At 61.5% G+C, this 18345-nt stretch carries 15 protein-coding genes; 12 read left to right on the top strand and 3 right to left on the bottom strand.

Features of this window, described 5'->3' with window-relative positions; translation table 11 throughout:
• Positions 1-13: 13 nt before the first annotated feature.
• Positions 14-904, bottom strand: coding sequence for a phenylalanine 4-monooxygenase (phhA, locus tag DLM46_RS16280; protein WP_244306240.1), 891 nt, complete (start codon positions 902-904; stop codon positions 14-16).
• A 146-nt stretch (positions 905-1050) separates the two neighbouring features.
• Between phhA and DLM46_RS16275 the strand changes: the two genes are divergently transcribed.
• Positions 1051-1542 (top strand): Lrp/AsnC family transcriptional regulator, encoded by a 492-nt coding sequence (locus tag DLM46_RS16275; RefSeq protein ID WP_115101817.1) that lies wholly within the window; start codon positions 1051-1053, stop codon positions 1540-1542.
• A gap of 73 nt (positions 1543-1615) precedes the next feature.
• Here DLM46_RS16275 and DLM46_RS16270 read toward each other — a convergent pair whose 3' ends face one another.
• Positions 1616-2152: a class IV adenylate cyclase gene (locus tag DLM46_RS16270; RefSeq protein ID WP_115101762.1), complete on the bottom strand. Its 537-nt coding sequence runs from the start codon at positions 2150-2152 to the stop codon at positions 1616-1618.
• A 255-nt stretch (positions 2153-2407) separates the two neighbouring features.
• Positions 2408-3307 carry a LysR family transcriptional regulator gene (locus DLM46_RS16265; protein WP_115101761.1) on the bottom strand — a complete coding sequence of 300 codons (900 nt, stop codon included), beginning with the start codon at positions 3305-3307 and terminating at the stop codon, positions 2408-2410.
• A gap of 129 nt (positions 3308-3436) precedes the next feature.
• On the opposite strand from DLM46_RS16265, the gene DLM46_RS16260 reads away from it, so the two are divergent.
• The 11 genes from DLM46_RS16260 (at position 3437) to DLM46_RS16210 (ending at position 18345) form a co-directional block, all read left to right on the top strand.
• On the top strand, positions 3437-4975 hold the full coding sequence (locus tag DLM46_RS16260; protein ID WP_115101760.1) for a CoA-acylating methylmalonate-semialdehyde dehydrogenase: 1539 nt from the start codon (positions 3437-3439) through the stop codon (positions 4973-4975).
• A gap of 181 nt (positions 4976-5156) precedes the next feature.
• Positions 5157-6863 (top strand): GMC family oxidoreductase, encoded by a 1707-nt coding sequence (locus DLM46_RS16255; RefSeq protein ID WP_115101759.1) that lies wholly within the window; start codon positions 5157-5159, stop codon positions 6861-6863.
• 316 nt (positions 6864-7179) lie between these two features.
• Entirely contained in the window at positions 7180-7959 is a 780-nt protein-coding gene (locus tag DLM46_RS16250; protein WP_097390772.1) for an ABC transporter ATP-binding protein, read from the top strand.
• Positions 7956-8714 (top strand): ABC transporter ATP-binding protein, encoded by a 759-nt coding sequence (locus tag DLM46_RS16245; RefSeq protein WP_115101758.1) that lies wholly within the window; start codon positions 7956-7958, stop codon positions 8712-8714. The genes DLM46_RS16250 and DLM46_RS16245 overlap by 4 nt, the downstream gene beginning before the upstream one ends.
• Before the next feature lie 53 nt (positions 8715-8767).
• On the top strand, positions 8768-9982 hold the full coding sequence (locus DLM46_RS16240; protein WP_115101757.1) for an ABC transporter substrate-binding protein: 1215 nt from the start codon (positions 8768-8770) through the stop codon (positions 9980-9982).
• A gap of 191 nt (positions 9983-10173) precedes the next feature.
• On the top strand, positions 10174-11058 hold the full coding sequence (locus DLM46_RS16235; protein ID WP_115101756.1) for a branched-chain amino acid ABC transporter permease: 885 nt from the start codon (positions 10174-10176) through the stop codon (positions 11056-11058).
• Positions 11058-12029 carry a branched-chain amino acid ABC transporter permease gene (locus DLM46_RS16230; RefSeq protein WP_165847989.1) on the top strand — a complete coding sequence of 324 codons (972 nt, stop codon included), beginning with the start codon at positions 11058-11060 and terminating at the stop codon, positions 12027-12029. Before DLM46_RS16235 ends, DLM46_RS16230 begins: the two co-directional genes overlap by 1 nt.
• 497 nt (positions 12030-12526) lie before the next feature.
• Positions 12527-13693 (top strand): ABC transporter substrate-binding protein, encoded by a 1167-nt coding sequence (locus DLM46_RS16225; RefSeq protein WP_115101754.1) that lies wholly within the window; start codon positions 12527-12529, stop codon positions 13691-13693.
• 441 nt (positions 13694-14134) lie between these two features.
• On the top strand, positions 14135-15295 hold the full coding sequence (locus tag DLM46_RS16220) for an ABC transporter substrate-binding protein (RefSeq protein ID WP_115101753.1): 1161 nt from the start codon (positions 14135-14137) through the stop codon (positions 15293-15295).
• A 205-nt stretch (positions 15296-15500) separates the two neighbouring features.
• A complete protein-coding gene (locus DLM46_RS16215; RefSeq protein ID WP_115101752.1) occupies positions 15501-16556 on the top strand; it encodes a branched-chain amino acid ABC transporter permease in 1056 nt (351 codons plus the stop codon).
• A gap of 4 nt (positions 16557-16560) precedes the next feature.
• A complete protein-coding gene (locus tag DLM46_RS16210; RefSeq protein ID WP_115101816.1) occupies positions 16561-18345 on the top strand; it encodes a branched-chain amino acid ABC transporter ATP-binding protein/permease in 1785 nt (594 codons plus the stop codon).

Here is an 18345-nt window from a genome sequence, read left to right as displayed (position 1 = left end):
TCAGCCTGTGCCGTCAGATATCGCCGTCGGCTTGCCAACCGTCCTGCGAGCCGCGCGTGATGACCTGATCGCCCTCGCACACGTCGCCTGCCGCGAACGCCGGTTCGGCGGCCAGCCTTGCCAGTAGCGGGGCGAAATCGGTTTGCGCGACGCCGAACAATTGCGCGAAGTCGTCAATCACGAAATAAGTCTTCTGGAACGTGTCGATGCGGTAACGGGTGCGCATCACGCGTTCGAGGTCGAAGCCGAGCCGGTTCGGCGCCGCGCTCCGCTGGCTGTAGAGCGTTTCGCCCTTGCTCGATACGATGCCCGCGCCATAGATCTTCACGCCGTTTGGACTCGCCGCGTCGCGGATCAGGCCGAATTCGACCGTGTACCAGTACAGCCGTGCGAGCAGAGGCAACGCGCCGGCGTCATTGGCGGCGAGCGCGGCACGGCCGTAGGCGTGTATGTAATCGGCGAACACCGGATTGATCAGCAGCGGCACGTGGCCGAACAGATCGTGGAAGCAGTCCGGCTCTTGCAGGTAATCGAGCTGGTCCGGGCGGCGCATCCACCATGTCACGGGAAAGCGGCGGTTGGCGAGGTGCTCGAAGAACACCTGATCGGGCACGAGCCCAGGCACGGCGACGATTTGCCAGCCGGTCGCGGGTGTGAGCTTCGCGTTGATTTCGTCGAACGAGGGCACGCGGTCGGCCGGCATACCGATGCGCTCAACGCCCGCCAGAAACTCGTCGCACACCCGGCCTTTGAGCAGCGCGATCTGGCGCGCGTAAAGCTGTTGCCACGCCGCGTGATCGACGGCGCCGTAACGATCGGACGGCTGGTCGATGGTGAAATCGGCGCGGGTTTCGAGACCGGCGTCGAATTGCTCTTTCAGTTTGGCGGTGTTCGCTGTGGACATGGCGCTGCGCTCTACGTGACTGCGAGGTTGAATCGATGATGCAAGTGTAGAGCGGAGCGTGCGCGGAAAGGGCGCAATGATGGCGCATATCTGCCTTAACGTGCAATAATCGTGCATACAAACACGACTAAATGCGGATATCGATCATGTTGGAACTGGATCACTTCGATCTCGCGCTGCTGGATGTGCTGCAGCGCTTTGGGCGCGCCACGCATCAGCAACTGGCCGAGCAGGTACCGCTGTCGCCATCGCAGATCGGACGGCGCTTGCAGCGGCTGGAGCAGGTGGGCGTGGTGGATGGATATCGCGTCGTGCTGCGACCGGAGAAGCTCGGGCTCGGCGTGACGGCTTTTACGAGTCTGAAGTTGAAGCATCACGGCGATTCGATCATCGAGCAATTCCAGCAGCAGATCGACGTGCTGCCCGAAGTGCTCGAATGTCACGCGGTGGTCGGCGACGCCGATTATCTGCTGCGCATTGTCGCGCCGGATCTCAACGCGCTATCCACATTTGTGATGAAGAAGCTGATGCGTGTACCTGGCGTCGATAGTGTGCGCTCGAATATCGTGCTGACCACCTTCAAGCGCAACGGACCCCTGCCGCTGGGTCATCTATCGCCGGGCGCGAGCGCCGCGTGATGCGCCGGGTCTTACGGCGGATTTCACCGCGGGTTTGACTGCGGGTTTGACTGCGGCCGACGGCGGTGAAGAGTTATGCCGCCTGTTTCGGCTCGCTGCCCGCGTTGAGCAAATCGACGTAGGCCACCGCCACCAGATCCGATTCCGGCACGCCGAGTCTCGCAAACATCGCATGCGCTTCGGCGTGGCCGCCTTCTTCGTCGTCATCCTGGGCTAGCACGACTTCGAGTTCGACGAAGTCGCCGAGGCCGTCCACGCGGTCCAGATGAATCCGCGTACGTCCGGTCAGATACACGTGGCGTTCTTTCGTGACGATGCCGCGCGTGGTCAACGCGGTGGCGAGCAATGCGTGCATCGCTTCGGCATTGGTCACGGGGCTGCGCGTGTAGTACGACGCCTTCGGGCCGTCGCGGTCGTCGCGCTGATAGAAGATCAGTTCGGCCGGCGTGCCGTCGTCGAATTGGCGCAGCTTCAGACGGCCGCGCGGCACGTCATAGAAGAAGTCCTGCTGGCGGAAGATCAGCGGCGCCTCCGACGCAAGCTGCGCGGCGCGTTCGCGCAGTTGCTCGAAATGCTGGGCGCGGGCTTTGATTTCAATGTTGCGTGCCATGTCAGGCTCCTGTCGAAGGATGGAGTGAACGGCGGCTTCCCGTGTTGCCGGGGCGAAGCTGCCGGGAAGGACAAAGTCAAACGGAACGGAAAGCGCTGCGAGGCCGGCGCGTGGGCGCAAACCGTCAATCTAACAAAAAGTGCGTGACGGTGTGGTTTCAGCTGAAGGCGCCCGCTCAGGGGGCTACTCAGGCGGCAATTGTCCGCGCGGTGCGAGGCTGTCATGAGAGCGGCTCATATCGCGCTCACGCTGCTTCTACGTTGCCCATTGCTGCTCGATCAGCTTCAACGCGGCCGCTATTGCCGGTTCGTCTTTGCGTGCGGCGAGTGTGATGAAGCTGAGCTGGGTCGGCACGGTGACGCCCTCGACGATCGTCAACGCGTGCGCGTGAGCTTCGGCGATCGCGGTAGCATCCCGCGCGAGCGTGAGGCCGACGCCTGATTTGACCAGATCGAGCATCGACGGCTCCTGATCCACTTCCGCCACCTTGACCGGTTTTACGCCTGCTTCGGCGAAGAGCCGCGACAACAATCTATTGTGCGCGGAGGCCGGGGGCGTCCAGATCCACGGCAGCGCGGCGAGCGAGCGCCAGTCGCGCGCGCCTTTCACGCGATCTTTCCAGCCGGCCGGCGCCAGCACGCGATACTGGAAGTGCGTGAGCGTGACAGCGTGGAAGGCGGCGCCGTCGCGCGCATCGTCGTCGGAGGGCTGACCGATGTAGTAGCCGACGTCCAGCTCGCCCGCGCGAACCTGCTCCAGCACCCAACCCGACATGCCGTGGCGCAAGGCCGTTTCGATGTGCGGCCAGGTTTCCACCAGTTGCTTGAGAAAACCGCCCAGACGAAGAAAGGCCGGATCGAGAATCGTGCCGATCTGCAATCGTCCGCGCACTTCCTGACGCAGCGACGCCGCGGCGCGCTGCACGTCGCTGGCCGCACCGAGCGCGCGTTCGGCGTGCGGCAACAGCGCCTGGCCGTCGCGTGTCAGCGAGAGCCCGTGCGAGGTCCGCGTGAACAGCGTCACGCCGAGCGTCTCCTGCAAGTGCTTGATTTGCAGGCTCACGGCCGGTTGGGTCAAATGTAGCTGCACCGCAGCACGGGTGAGGTTGCCCTCGCGCGCGACGGTGACGAATGCCCGGAGCAGAATCAGATCCATATCTTGATATTAGCGCGGCTTATAGCGCAGTTGAGCATTACTCATTGGATTTGTCGCCCCGAAGCGCCGTAATCTTTGGCTCATCGCACTGTTTGCGGCAGGCGTACGACTTCACACGACGAGGAAAAAATGAGCGAGACATATCAGGACGAGACGCTTCGAAGCGAGACGAGCGCACGCGCGCTGACTCATTTCATCAACGGCAAGACGATCGAGGGCACGAGCGGGCGTTTCGGCGACGTCTTCAATCCGGCGGTTGGCAATGTGAGCGCGCGCGTACCGCTGGCGAGCGTCGCCGAAGTGGATGCCGCTGTCGCTGCCGCCAAGGCTGCCTTTCCCGCCTGGAGCGAAACGGCGCCAATCAAGCGGGCGCGCGTGTTATTCAAATTCAAGGAATTGCTCGATCGTCATCACGACGAACTCGCCGAACTGATTACGCGCGAGCACGGCAAGGTGTTTTCCGACGCGAAGGGCGAAGTGATGCGCGGCATCGAAATCGTCGAGTTTGCGTGCGGTATTCCGAATCTGCTGAAGACCGACTTTACCGACCAGATTGGCGGCGGCATCGACAACTGGAATTTGCGTCAGCCGCTGGGTGTCGTCGCCGGCATTACGCCGTTCAATTTCCCGATGATGGTGCCGTGCTGGATGTTCCCGGTGGCGATCGCATGCGGCAACACGTTCGTGCTGAAGCCGTCCGAGCGCGATCCGTCGGCATCGAACCGGTTGGCTGAATTGTTGAGAGAAGCCGGTTTGCCGGATGGCGTGTTCAACGTCGTGCATGGCGACAAGGTTGCGGTCGATGCGTTGCTTGCGCATCCGGACGTGAGTGCGTTGTCGTTTGTCGGCTCGACGCCGATTGCCGAGTACATCTACACCGAAGGCACGAAACGCGGCAAGCGCGTACAGGCTTTGGGCGGTGCGAAGAATCATCTGGTGGTGATGCCGGATGCGGATCTCGACCAGGCCGTCGATGCGTTGATCGGCGCTGCGTATGGTTCCGCCGGCGAGCGCTGCATGGCGATTTCGGTGGCCGTTGCGGTCGGCCATATCGCCGATGAGTTGATCGAGCGCCTGACGCCGCGGGTGAAGAGCCTGAAGATTCTCAACGGCATGGAATCGGAAGCCGAGATGGGGCCGTTGGTGACGGCGGCGCATCGCGAGAAAGTGGCCGGATATATCGAGGCTGGGGTGGCTGCCGGCGCGAAGCTGGTGGTCGATGGACGTGGGCATCAGGTGGCTGGGCATGAGAAGGGCTTCTTTCTCGGCGGCACCCTGTTCGACGATGTTTCCACGGACATGAAGATTTACCGCGAAGAAATTTTCGGACCCGTGTTATGCGTGGTGCGGGTGCCCGACTTTGCGTCCGCGGTGGAACTCATTAACGCGAATGAGTTCGCTAATGGGGTTGCGTTGTTTACCTCCGATGGCGGCGTTGCCCGGGCGTTTTCGCGGCAGATCCAGATCGGCATGGTTGGGATCAATGTGCCTATTCCTGTGCCGATGGCCTGGCATTCTTTTGGTGGATGGAAGAGGTCTCTCTTTGGCGACCACCATGCCTACGGCGAAGAGGGGGTTCGGTTTTATACGAGGTATAAGAGCATCATGCAGAGGTGGCCCGATAGTATCGGGAAGGGGGCCGAGTTCACTATGCCTGTAGCCAAGTAATTTTTTGCATCTGCGGCGCTATGGTTTGTTCGCCAATGGCGTTGACCTTTCCTCGCTTTGCTGTTGGTTCATTGGTGTCGCCCTACAACGGGTAAGGCCAATGAACCGAATGAAAGGAAATGTCAACGCCGTAGGCACAGGGACAACCAGGCCGCTGGGAAGCAAAAAAGCTTAGGAGACAATGATGCCCACAACAAAAGCCACCCGTCGTGTGGAAGGCGAATTCGACTACATCATAGTCGGCGCCGGTACGGCAGGTTGCGTGTTAGCCAACCGCCTGACGGAGGACCCGGAAATACAGGTTCTGCTATTGGAAGCCGGTGGCAAGGATGACTACCACTGGATTCACGTGCCGGTAGGCTACCTCTACTGCATAGGCAACCCTCGCACAGACTGGCTCTACAAAACCCAACCGGAGCCTGGCCTGAATGGCCGCTCCCTGTCATATCCAAGAGGCAGGGTATTAGGCGGCAGCTCATCGATCAACGGCATGATCTACATGCGTGGTCAGCGCGAAGACTACGATGAATGGGCCAGGATCACTAACGACGCCTCCTGGTCATGGACCTCGGTGCTCCCTATCTTTAAACGCAGCGAAGACCACTACGCCGGCGCGTCCGAATCGCATGGAGCGGGTGGCCCCTGGCGCGTCGAAAAACAACGCCTCAAATGGAAAATTCTCGAAGAGTTCTCGAAAGCCGCGCAGCAAACCGGCATCCCCGCCACCGATGATTTCAACCGCGGCGACAACACCGGCGTCGGCTACTTCGACGTCAATCAGAAACGCGGCATCCGTTGGAGCGCATCGAAAGCATTCCTGCGTCCGGTGCTCAAGCGTCCGAATCTCACCATCATCACCGGTGCACACACGCAACGCGTCGTATTCGAAGGACGTCGCTGCACCGGCGTCGAATATCGCGGCGATCACACGGACTATCTGGCCAACGCCCGCTGTGAGGTGATCCTCAGCTCAGGCGCAGTCAACTCGCCGCAATTGCTGGAATTGTCCGGCATCGGCAACGGCGCACGTCTGCAGAATCTGGGTATCGAGGTCGTCAGGGATCTGCGTGGCGTCGGTGAAAATCTGCAGGACCATTTGCAGCTGCGCATGGCCTACAAGGTCGACGGCGTGCGTACGCTCAACACCGCGTCCGCGCATTGGTGGGGCAAGCTCATGATTGGAATGCAGTACGCACTCTTTCAAAGCGGTCCCATGTCCATGTCGCCGTCGCAACTCGGCGCGTTCGCCAAATCCGATCCGGACGATCGCTCGCTCACGCGCCCCGACCTCGAATACCACGTGCAGCCGCTTTCGCTCGATCGCTTCGGCGAACCGCTGCATCGCTTCAACGCGTTCACTGCGTCGGTGTGCCAGTTGCGACCGACTTCGCGTGGCAGCATTCACATCGAATCCGCCGATGCTTCGGCGCCGCCGTTGATCGCGCCGAACTATTTGTCGACCGATTACGACCGGCGCGTCGCCGCCAACGCGCTGCGTCTCACGCGCCGCATCGCCGCGGCGCCCGCTCTCGCGCGCTATCGGCCGCAAGAGATCTTGCCCGGCGTCCAGTTTCAGACCGAAGAGGAGCTTCAGCAGGCCGCGGGCGCGGTCGGGACGACCATCTTTCACCCCGTCGGTACCTGCCGCATGGGTTTGAGCGACGATCCGGGTGCCGTGGTCGACAACCGGCTACGAGTCATAGGTGTTGACGGTCTGCGCGTTGTCGATGCATCAGTCATGCCGACTATCACGTCGGGCAACACCAACTCGCCGACGCTGATGATCGCCGAGCGCGCCAGCGACATGATCCGCGAGGATCGTCGCACCCGCGTGGCCGGCAATGCGGTAACGCAGACGAACGCTTCGCCTTCGATGTCAGCGGTGTGACAATCAACAAGAGAACCCGCTAGACAGCCAGGGCGACAACGGGCATGGCGGCGAGGCGCCGCGAAGCCGCCACGGGCCTCCGCGGCCCCTTGCGCGTGCATAAAACGGGCACCGCCCACTAAGTGCAAATCCCAATGAATGCGCTGCATCATTGGCGCGACAATGGCACCCATGCTGCGTGTGGCGCCATGGATTACCGTCCGGATTGGTGCAGCACGCCAACGAGCGGCACGGGGGTTGCCGCCGTCATCCAACGTCGCGCAGCGGTTCGCGCGGAAGATCGTAGTGCTTCGCCTTACTCCGTATGGAAGGGAACATGATTCTCGGCGATACGATTCTCGAAACGCGCGGCCTCACCCGCGAGTTCAAAGGCTTCATCGCCGTGAACGGGGTGAATCTGCGCGTGCGCCGTGGCTCGATCCATGCGCTGATCGGCCCAAATGGAGCGGGCAAGACCACCTGCTTCAATCTGCTCACCAAATTCCTCGAACCGACGGCGGGTCAGATCGTCTTTAACGGCATCGATATCACCAATGAACGGCCGGCGCAGATCGCACGGCGCGGCATCATCCGGTCGTTCCAGATTTCCGCTGTATTTCCACATCTGACAGCATTGCAGAACGTACGTATCGGTCTGCAGCGCGTGCTCGGCACTGCATTTCATTTCTGGAAGAGCGAACGTACGCTGCGCCAGCTCGACGACCGCGCCATGGACTTGCTCACGCAGGTTGGATTGACCGATTTCGCCGACGTGCTGACAGTAGAGCTGTCCTATGGCCGCAAGCGGGCGCTGGAGATCGCCACTACGCTCGCGATGGAACCGGAATTGATGCTGCTCGACGAGCCTACGCAAGGCATGGGCCATGAAGACGTCGATCGCGTCACGGCGTTGATCAAAAAGGTATCGAGCGGCCGCACCATTCTGATGGTCGAGCACAACATGAACGTGATCGCCGGCATTTCCGACACGATCACCGTGCTGCAACGCGGTGAAGTGCTCGCTGAAGGCAGCTACGCCGAAGTCTCGAAGAATCCGCTCGTGATGCAAGCCTACATGGGCAGCGCTGACGCGGCGCTCGCCGGAGCCCACGCATGAATACGATTGCCGAGCGCGAAAGCCTCGAAGTGAGCGACACAACCAGCAGCGCCCCTGCGCTGGAAATTGCGGGTCTGCAAGCGTGGTACGGGGAATCCCACATCCTGCACGGCGTCGACCTGACGGTGAATCGCGGGGAAGTCGTCACGCTGCTCGGCCGCAATGGCGCGGGCCGTACCACGACGCTGCGCGCGATCATGGGGCTCACTGGCCGCCGCACCGGTTCGATCCGCATCGGCGGGCGCGAAACCATCCACCTGCCCACGCATCGCATCGCGCATTGCGGCATCGGTTATTGCCCGGAAGAGCGCGGGATTTTTTCGAGCCTGTCGTGTGAGGAAAACCTGCTGCTGCCGCCGCCCGTCGGCGACAAGGCGCACATGATGTCGCTCGAAGAAATCTATTCGATGTTTCCGAACCTGCACGAACGCCGCATGAGCCAAGGCACGCGTCTGTCGGGTGGCGAGCAGCAGATGCTGGCGGTCGCGCGCATTCTGCGCACCGGCGCAAGCCTCCTTTTGCTCGACGAAATCTCGGAAGGCCTTGCGCCCGTCATCGTGCAAGCGCTCGCGCGCATGATCGTCACGCTCAAGGGTCGCGGCTACACGGTCGTGATGGTCGAACAGAATTTCCGCTTTGCCGCGCCGCTCGCCGATCGCTTCTACGTGATGGAACACGGCGGCATTGTCGAACACTTCGAGGCCAGCGAACTCGAAAGCAAGATGCCGGTACTGCACGATCTACTGGGCGTATAAAAAAGCGTCCGATTGCCTCTGATAACCACAAGCCAGGAAACCAGGAGACAGGAATGAAGAAGAACCCAATCGCGCGCCTAGCGACACTTTGTTTTGCGGTTGCCGCCGGCGCCGCTTTGACGATGGGCAGCGCGCAGGCCGCTGACGATGCCGTAAAGATCGGCTTCATCACCGACATGTCGGGTCTGTACGCGGATATCGATGGCCAGGGCGGTCTCGAAGCGATCCGCATGGCGGTCGCGGACTTTGGCGGCAAGGTCAACGGCAAGCCGGTCACGGTGGTCTACGCGGATCACCAGAACAAGGCGGACATTGCGGCATCGCGCGCGCGTGAGTGGTTCGATCGCGACAACGTCGATCTGCTGATCGGCGGCACGAACTCGGCAACCGCGTTGTCGATGAACACGGTTGCCGTTGAAAAGAAGAAGGTCTACATCAGCATCGGCGCGGGCGCAGATACCCTGACCAACGAGCAATGCACGCCGTACACGATTCACTATGCGTACGACACGACGGCGCTCGCCAAGGGCACGGGCTCAGCGGTGACGAAGCAGGGCGGCAAGACGTGGTATTTCCTGACCGCCGACTACGCGTTCGGCAAGGCGCTCGAAAAGAATACCGCCGATGTGGTGAAAGCGACCGGCGGCCAGGTGCTGGGCGAGGTGCGTCATCCGCTGTCGGCGTCGGACTTTTCGTCGTTCCTGTTGCAGGCGCAGGCATCGAAGGCGCAGATTCTGGGCCTTGCCAACGCCGGCGGCGACACGATCAACTCGATCAAGGCGGCGAAGGAATTCGGCATCACGAAGTCGATGAAGCTCGCCGCATTGCTGGTGTTCATCAACGATATCCACAGCCTGGGTCTGGAAACCACGCAAGGCCTGGTGTTGACCGACAGCTGGTACTGGAACAGGGACGCCAACACGCGCAAGTGGTCGCAGCGCTACTTCGACAAGATGCGCAAGATGCCGTCGAGCCTGCAGGCCGCCGACTACTCGGCGACCATGACCTACCTGAAGGCGGTGCAGACAGTCGGCTCGACCGATTCCGACAAGGTGATGGCGCAACTGAAGAAGACCAAGGTCGACGACTTCTTTGCGAAGGGTTACATCCGTCAGGACGGCAGCATGATCCACGACATGTACCTGATGCAGGTGAAGACGCCGGCTGAATCCAAAGAACCGTGGGACTACTACAAGATCACCGCGACGATCCCCGGCGAGCAGGCGTTCACCACCAAGACGGAAACGCGCTGCGCGCTATGGAAATAAGCGAGGACTGAAGGCCGTCTAGCGGTCCGCGCAACGACATGCCACGTGCCAGGCGCGCTGCATGTCGTTGCGTGGGCGGCCGGGCGGCAAACCGTTTCACATGCCGCGCGCGACCGGAGCAGTTCCCGTCGATTGCGCGGCGGCCGGATCGTGCGTAACCGATCTCACCTTGGCGATGGGTTAGGGCTTCAATGGACATCTTTGGCGTTCCGCTACCGGCAATGCTGAGCCAGCTGCTGCTGGGGCTCGTGAACGGCTCGTTCTACGCGATTCTGAGCCTCGGCCTTGCGGTGATCTTCGGCTTGCTCAACGTGATCAACTTCGCGCACGGCGCGTTGTTCATGCTCGGCGCGATGCTCGCGTGGATGGGCTTCTCGTATTTCGGTCTGCCGTATTGGGCGATGCTGGTGCTCGCGCCGCTGGTCGTCGGCCTGTTCGGTGTCTTGATCGAACGTTCGATGCTGCGCTGGCTGTACAGGCTCGATCATCTGTACGGACTCTTGCTCACATTCGGACTCACGCTCGTCGTGGAGGGCGTGTTCCGTTCGATCTACGGATCTTCCGGCCAGCCGTACGACGTGCCGTCGGCGCTCTCCGGCGCAACCAATCTCGGCTTCATGTTCCTGCCGAACTATCGCGCGTGGGTCGTGGTGGCCTCGCTGGCGGTCTGCTTCGCGACGTGGTTCGTGATCGAGAAGACGCGCCTTGGCGCCTATCTGCGCGCGGGCACCGAGAACCCGAAACTGGTTGAGGCGTTCGGCATCAACGTGCCGCTGATGATCACGCTCACCTATGGCTTCGGCGTCGCGCTCGCGGCGTTTGCCGGCGTACTCGCGGCACCGGTGATCCAGGTCTCGCCGCTGATGGGCCAGCCGATGATCATCACCGTGTTCGCGGTGGTCGTGATCGGCGGGATGGGTTCGATCATGGGCTCGATTCTGACTGGCCTGTTGCTCGGCGTAATCGAAGGATTGACGCGGGTGTTTTACCCGGAAGCGTCGGCCACCGTGGTCTTCGTCATCATGGCGCTCGTGTTGCTGGTGCGCCCGGCGGGTCTCTTCGGCAAGGAAAAATGATGCAGAGAAAAGCGCTCTACGGTCTGCTGCTGCTCGTGCTCCTCGCGGTGCCCGTGCTCGGCATCTATCCGCTGTTCGTGATGAAGGTGATGTGCTTCGCGCTGTTCGCGGCCGCGTTCAATCTGTTGATCGGCTACACCGGTTTGCTGTCGTTCGGTCACGCGATGTTTCTCGCCTCGGCCGGCTACATCACCGGCTATGCGATGCAGACGCTCGGTCTCCCGCCGGAGCTCGGCGTGCTGGCCGGCACGGCGTCGGCGACGTTGCTCGGCTTGATCGTCGGCCTCTTCGCGATCCGCCGGCAGGGCATCTACTTCGCGATGGTGACGCTGGCGCTCGCCCAGATGGTCTACTTCGTGTTCCTGCAAGCGCCGTTCACGCACGGCGAGGACGGTCTTCAAGGCGTGCCGCGCGGCAAGCTGTTCGGGTTGCTGAATCTGTCGTCCGACGTCACGCTGTACTTTGTCGTGCTCGCCGTGATGGTGGCGGCGTTCCTGCTGATCGTGCGGATCGTGCATTCGCCGTTTGGTCAGGTGCTGGTGGCGATCAAGGAAAACGAGCCGCGCGCGGTGTCGCTCGGCTACGATACCGATCGCTTCAAGCTGCTGGCGTTCATTCTGTCTGCGGGGCTCGCCGGCCTTGCGGGTTCGCTGAAGGTGCTGGTGCAGGGTTTCGAGACCTTGAGCGACGCGTACTGGACCATGTCGGGGCTGGTGGTCCTGATGACGCTGGTCGGCGGCATGGGCACGCTGTTCGGGCCGCTGCTCGGCGCCGCGCTGATCGTCGCGCTCGAAGATCGGCTGGGCGATATCGGCGGGGCGCTAGCGTCGTCGACGGGCATCGAATGGTTTCGCTCGTTGGGCGAGTCGGTGACCATTGTGACGGGCGTGATTTTCATCGCCTGCGTGCTGGCGTTCCGGCGCGGCATTGTCGGCGAGATCATCGCGCGTGTGCGGCCGTTGAGGGCCTGAAACACGCGACGTTCGAAATTGATTCGGAATCCGACATAAATCACCTGGGATGGCGAGCGCCGCTGGCGGATGGCAACCTTGCCCGATTGGCGCGAAGCGTGCCCCAATTCAGTGCCGCAGTGCACCACTAGGGTAATTGCTAGTTGTAGAGGGCCAGGTGCTCGTTTAACCTTCATGCAGTTCTGATGCAGCACGAATTTTGCAGGCGGAGAACGAGGAGACAATGAGGCACTCAGTGCCCAGACGAAAGCGCTGTTGGATTAATATCCGACAGCGCTTTTTATTTGGCTTTTCATAAAGCGCTATTCAAATCTTCCGCTAATTCGGTGGCTTTTTTTATGCACCGGACAATGCCCTGTTTCAAACGCCGATACCCTGCAAAGCGCTTGCAGCGCGCGGGTCTGCTCCGCTAAACTCGCTATTCACCGACCGCTGGGTCGGGATTTAAATCCACGGATTTAAGTTCGAGTGAATAACGGGGTAGATCGAGGAGCGGAATGAAGTCGGCATTGCGTTGGATGAGCGCGGCATTGGTCGCTACCGGAATATCCGCGGCATGGAGCGGCCATGCATTCGCGGAAGTGAAAATCGGCGTCACCGTATCGGCAACAGGCCCGGCCGCGTCGCTCGGTATTCCGGAAAAGAACACGATTGCGCTGCTGCCCAAAGAAGTGGCAGGCCAGAAAATCGACTACATCGTGCTCGACGACGCCACCGATTCGACCCAGGCGGTCAAGAACGCGCGCAAGCTCACCAGCGAAGATCACGTGGACGCGCTGATCGGCTCGACCGTCGTGCCGAATTCGCTCGCCATGACCGATGTCGCCGCGCAAAGCATCACGCCGATGATCTCGATGGCTGCGGCCGCAACCATCGTCGAGCCGATGGACGCGAAGCGCGCCTGGGTCTTCAAGACGCCCCAGAACGACATTCTGATGGCCACCGCGATCGCGCAGCACATGGCGAATCATGGCGTGAAGACCGTCGCATTCATCGGCTTTGCCGATGCTTACGGGGAAAGCTGGTTCAAGGAATTCGGCAAGGCTGCCGATCTTGCCAGGATCAAGGTCGTCGCAAACGAGCGCTTCGCGCGTAACGATGCGTCAGTCACCGGCCAGGTGCTGAAGATCATGTCGCAGAATCCGGATGCGGTGCTGATCGCCGGCGCGGGCACGCCGGCCGCGTTGCCGCAGAAAACCTTGAAGGAACGCGGCTACAAGGGCAAGTACTATCAGACGCATGGCGTCGCCAATAACGACTTCCTGCGCGTGTGCGGCAAAGATTGCGAAGGCACTTATCTTCCGGCCGGCCCGTTGCTGGTCGCCGACCAGTTGCCTGACTCGAATCCGGTGAAGAAATCCGCGCTTGCCTACAAGCGCGCATACGAAGGCGCATATGGTGCCGGTTCGGTTTCGACCTTCGGCGGTCACGCATGGGACGCAGGCTTGCTGCTGCAGCGCGCGATTGCGCTGGCGCTGAAGAAGGGGCAGCCCGGCACGCCCGGCTTCCGCGAAGCGCTGCGTGCAGCACTTGAAAGCACCCAAGACATGTCCGCGTCGCACGGCATCTTCAATATGAGCGCGAACGACCACGCTGGCCTCGACCAGCGCGCGCGCGTGATGGTGGAGATTGTCGGCGGCAAGTGGAAGTTGTCCGGCGACTGAGCGAAGGCGAAGCGATACGGAACCCCAAAAAAAGACGCGTGCAGTTGACGCGTCTTTTTTACTGCTCGCGCGCGGCATGGCGGTGCAGGACGTGCCGTGCGGCGGAGCAACTGTGGATAAGCAGCGAATTCGCTATGGCGCGGCGAGCTTCAGGACAAACCCGCATTCAGGCGAGAGTCTATTGACCGTGGATGATGCAGAACGCAATACTACTAACATGTTAGTGTTCTGCGCGCATACGCAAATAACGCGTGTCGCGCACGTACGCATATGAAATCGCAGTAGCGGTACGCAGCAGGGGAGTGGCACCAAAGCGGCGAGGGTATTCGCACTGAGCAGGGAAAACCATGCTTGGCATGCCTGAACCCTATAACTAGATTCAGACACCCGGTTCGTGAGCCGGATTACAGATACGCGTTTCAGAGCGTTTGGAGACTGGCAATGAAAAAGACAAAGCAATGGGTGCGCACCGGCATCGCAATGGCGCTGATGTGCAGCGCGGGCGCTGCCTTCGCGCAGGTGAAAATCGGCGTCACGCTGTCCACGACGGGGCCGGCCGCATCGCTGGGAATTCCTGAGAAGAATACGATCGCGCTGCTGCCGAAAGAGATCGGCGGCAAGACCGTGCAATACATCGTGCTCGACGATGCATCCGACACCGGCAAGGCCGTGCAGAACACGCGCAAGCTGATCGACGAAGACCACGTCGACGCGATCATCGGCTCGACCGTCACGCCGAACTCGTTGGCGATGCTCGATACGGTTTCTGAAGGCAAGACGCCGATGATTTCGCTGGCGGCGTCGGCGGCGATCATTTCGCCGATGGACGCGAAACGTGCGTGGGCCTTCAAGCCGCCGCAAAACGATAGCCTGATGGCCGACGCGATCGCCGACTACATGGAGCATCACGGCGTGAAGACGGTCGGTTTCATCGGCTTCGCGGATGCATACGGCGACAGCTGGAACAACGTCTTCATTGCGGCGGCCGCGGCGCACCATCTGAAGATCGTGTCCGGCGAGCGCTTTAATCGCACCGACGCGTCGGTGACCGGCCAGGTGCTGAAGACGATCGGCGCCAACCCGGACGCGGTGCTGATCGCCGGGTCGGGCACGCCGGCGGCGCTGCCTGCCAAGACGCTCAAGGAGCGTGGTTACAAGGGCAAGGTCTATCAGACGCACGGCGTCGCCAATAACGACTTCCTGCGCGTGTGCGCGAAGGATTGCGAAGGCGAATTGCTGCCCGCCGGCCCGATCCTCGTAGCGGACCAATTGCCGGAATCCAATCCGGTGAAGAAGTCGTCGGAAGCGTACAAGGCGGCCTATGAAAAGGCGTATGGCGCGGGTTCGGTGGCGACTTTCGGCGGTCACGCATGGGACGCTGGCCAGATGCTGCAACATGCGATTCCGGAAGCGCTGAAGACCGCGCAACCGGGTACCGAAGCGTTCCGCACTGCATTGCGAGCAGCGCTCGAGAACATCAAGGAATTGCCGGTTGCGCACGGCATCATGAACACCACCACAACCGACCACAACGGCCTCGACAAGCGTGCGCGCGTGATTGTGCAGATCGTCGACGGCAAGTGGAAGCTGCAGAACGACTAGCGCCAACAGCGGTACGCGCCTCTCGCGCAACGTGCGGCAGCTGACGCCGCACTGCCATTCTGTTCGATGACAATGGCACCGACCGCCGCGCCGCGTTCCGGCGCGGCGGTCGTCTTTTCGGGCATTGCAGGTCGATGGCCGGCCGCCGGTTGTGCCGCCACGACGGTTTCCCAGTTTCGATTTCGACGCTTCAGGACGAGGAAGTATGGATCTATCAATTGCGGCGATCCTCGCGCAGGACGGCATCACCACCGGCGCGATCTACGCGCTGCTCGCGCTCGCGCTGGTGCTGGTGTCCTCCGTGACGCGGGTGATTTTCATCCCGCAGGGGGAGTTTGTTTCATACGGTGCGCTGACGCTCGCCGCATTACAGACACAAAAGCTTCCGGCAACGTGCTGGTTGCTGATGGCGATGGGCGCCGCCTGTTTCGTCGTCGAGACGGCGGGGCTGGTGCGGCATCCAGAACGGCGTCGGCATGCCGCGCGCACGCTGGTGATGCTGGTTGGCAAATATCTGCTGTTCCCGATCGCCGTGTATGCGCTCACGCGCGGCGTTTTCCTTCAGCCACTGCCGATGCTCGTGCAGATCGCGCTGACGCTGCTGATCGTGATTCCGATGGGACCTTTCGTCTACCGGCTCGCCTATGAGCCGATCGCCGAGGCGACCACGCTGTTGCTGTTGATTGTGGCGGTGGCGGTGCACTTCGCGATGGTCGGCCTCGGCCTCGTGATGTTCGGCGCGGAAGGCTCGCGCACGACGGCGTTCTCCGATGCGACCTTCAACCTCGGCAGCCTGTCGATCTCCGGGCAGAGTCTGTGGGTGGTCGGCACGGCCATGGTGTTGATCGGCGCGCTGTATCTGTATTTCGACCGCTCGATCTCCGGCAAGGCGTTGCGTGCGACATCGGTGAATCGCCTCGGCGCGCGCCTGGTCGGTATCGGCACCACGCAAGCAGGGCGTCTCGCCTTCACGCTGGCTGCGGCCCTTGGCGCACTGTGCGGCATCCTCGTCGCACCCTTGACCACGATCTACTACGACTCGGGCTTCCTGATCGGTTTGAAGGGCTTCGTGGGCGCCATTATCGGCGGCCTGGTCAGCTATCCGCTGGCGGCTGCCGGCTCGATTCTGGTCGGCTTGCTGGAGTCGTATTCGTCGTTCTGGGCGAGCGCTTATAAGGAAGTGATCGTGTTCACGCTGATCATCCCGGTGCTGCTGTGGCGAAGTCTTGCCAGCCCGCATGCCGAAGAGGACGAGGAGTGACACGATGAAATGGATCATGCAAAACAAGTTCTTCTGGCTGTTCCTCGTGGTGCTGTTCGCGCTGCCGGTGTTGCCGCAGCCGATCCATGTGCCTGAATACTGGGTGACGCTGCTCAACTACGTCGGCTTGTATTCGATTGTCGCAATCGGTCTCGTGCTGTTGACGGGCATTGGCGGGATGACGAGCTTCGGGCAAGCGGCGTTCGTTGGCATCGGCGCGTACGCGACCGCCTATCTGACGACACGCTACGGAGTGTCGCCGTGGTTTGCGCTGATCGCGGGCGTGGTGGTAACGGCGTTGATCGCACTGATGCTGGGACTCGTGACGATGCGTCTGTCGGGCCACTTCCTGCCGCTCGGCACAATCGCTTGGGGACTCGCACTGTTCTATCTGTTCGGCAACCTGGAGTTGCTCGGTAAGTACGATGGCATCAACGGAATTCCGGTGCTGAATGTTTTTGGCATCAATCTGGAATCCGGCCGCCATATCTATTACCTGATCTGGCTGGTCGTGCTCGGCGCGGTTGTGTCTGTTCAGAATTTGCTTAATAGCCGGCCGGGGCGGGCGATTCGCGCCCTGCGAGGCGGCGGCTTGATGGCCGAGGCGATGGGCGTCAACACGGGCTGGATGCGCGTGGTGATCTTCGTCTATGCGGCGGTGCTGGCGTCGATCTCGGGCTTTCTGTATGCGCACCTGCAACGCGCGGTGAATCCGACGCCGTTCGGTCTGAACCACGGTATCGAGTTTCTGTTTATGGCGGTGGTGGGAGGTGTGGCGCATGTGTGGGGCGCGGTGCTCGGCGCGGCGATCCTGACCGTGCTGCAAGACTATCTGCAAACGCTGCTGCCGAAGCTGCTCGGCGAAAACGGCAACTTCGAAGTGATCGTGTTCGGCATCCTGATGGTGCTGTTGTTGCAATACGCTCGTCGAGGTGTCTGGCCGTTCGTTGCGCGCTTTTTCCCGCGCGGGCCGCACGCGCATCTGCCGGATCATGCGGATCCGCTGCCGCAGCGCAGCAAACCGACTGCCGGCGAAGAGTTGTTGACCGTCAATAGAGCACGCAAGCAGTTCGGCGGACTGGTGGCGGTGAACGACGTCAGTTTCAACGTGAAAGCAGGGCAGATCATCGGTCTGATCGGCCCGAATGGCGCCGGTAAATCCACGACTTTCAACCTGGTCACCGGTGTATTGCAGGCGACCAGCGGTGAGATCACATTCCGCGGCGAGCGGATCGATGCGCTGAGTTCACGTGAAATCGTCAAACGCGGAATCGGCAGGACCTTCCAGCACGTCAAGCTGTTGCCGGGCATGACCGTGCTGGAGAACGTTGCGATCGGCGCGCATCTGCGCGGCCAGGCCGGCGTTTGGCGCAGCGTGGCGCGGCTGAACGGCGCGGAAGAGGCACGCCTGATGGCGGAAGCGGCTCGGCAGATTCGCCGCGTCGGGCTCGAGCAGCATATGTACGACGAAGCCGGCAGCCTGGCATTGGGGCAGCAGCGGATTCTCGAAATCGCCCGTGCACTGTGCTGTGACCCGACGCTGCTGCTGCTGGATGAACCGGCCGCGGGTTTGCGTTATCAAGAAAAGCTGCAACTCGCCGATTTGCTGCGCAGGCTGAAAGCCGAAGGGATGAGTGTGCTGCTGGTCGAGCACGATATGGACTTCGTGATGAATCTGACCGATCGCCTGGTGGTCATGGAATTCGGTACTCGGATCGCGGAAGGCTTGCCGCAGGACGTGCAGCAGGATCCGGCGGTGCTCGAAGCGTATCTGGGCGGGGTGGAATGA

This window comes from Paraburkholderia lacunae (genome assembly GCF_003353175.1).
Classification (GTDB): domain Bacteria; phylum Pseudomonadota; class Gammaproteobacteria; order Burkholderiales; family Burkholderiaceae; genus Paraburkholderia; species Paraburkholderia lacunae.
Note: the sequence above shows the minus strand (reverse complement) of the source record. Positions and strands in the feature narration are given on the sequence as shown.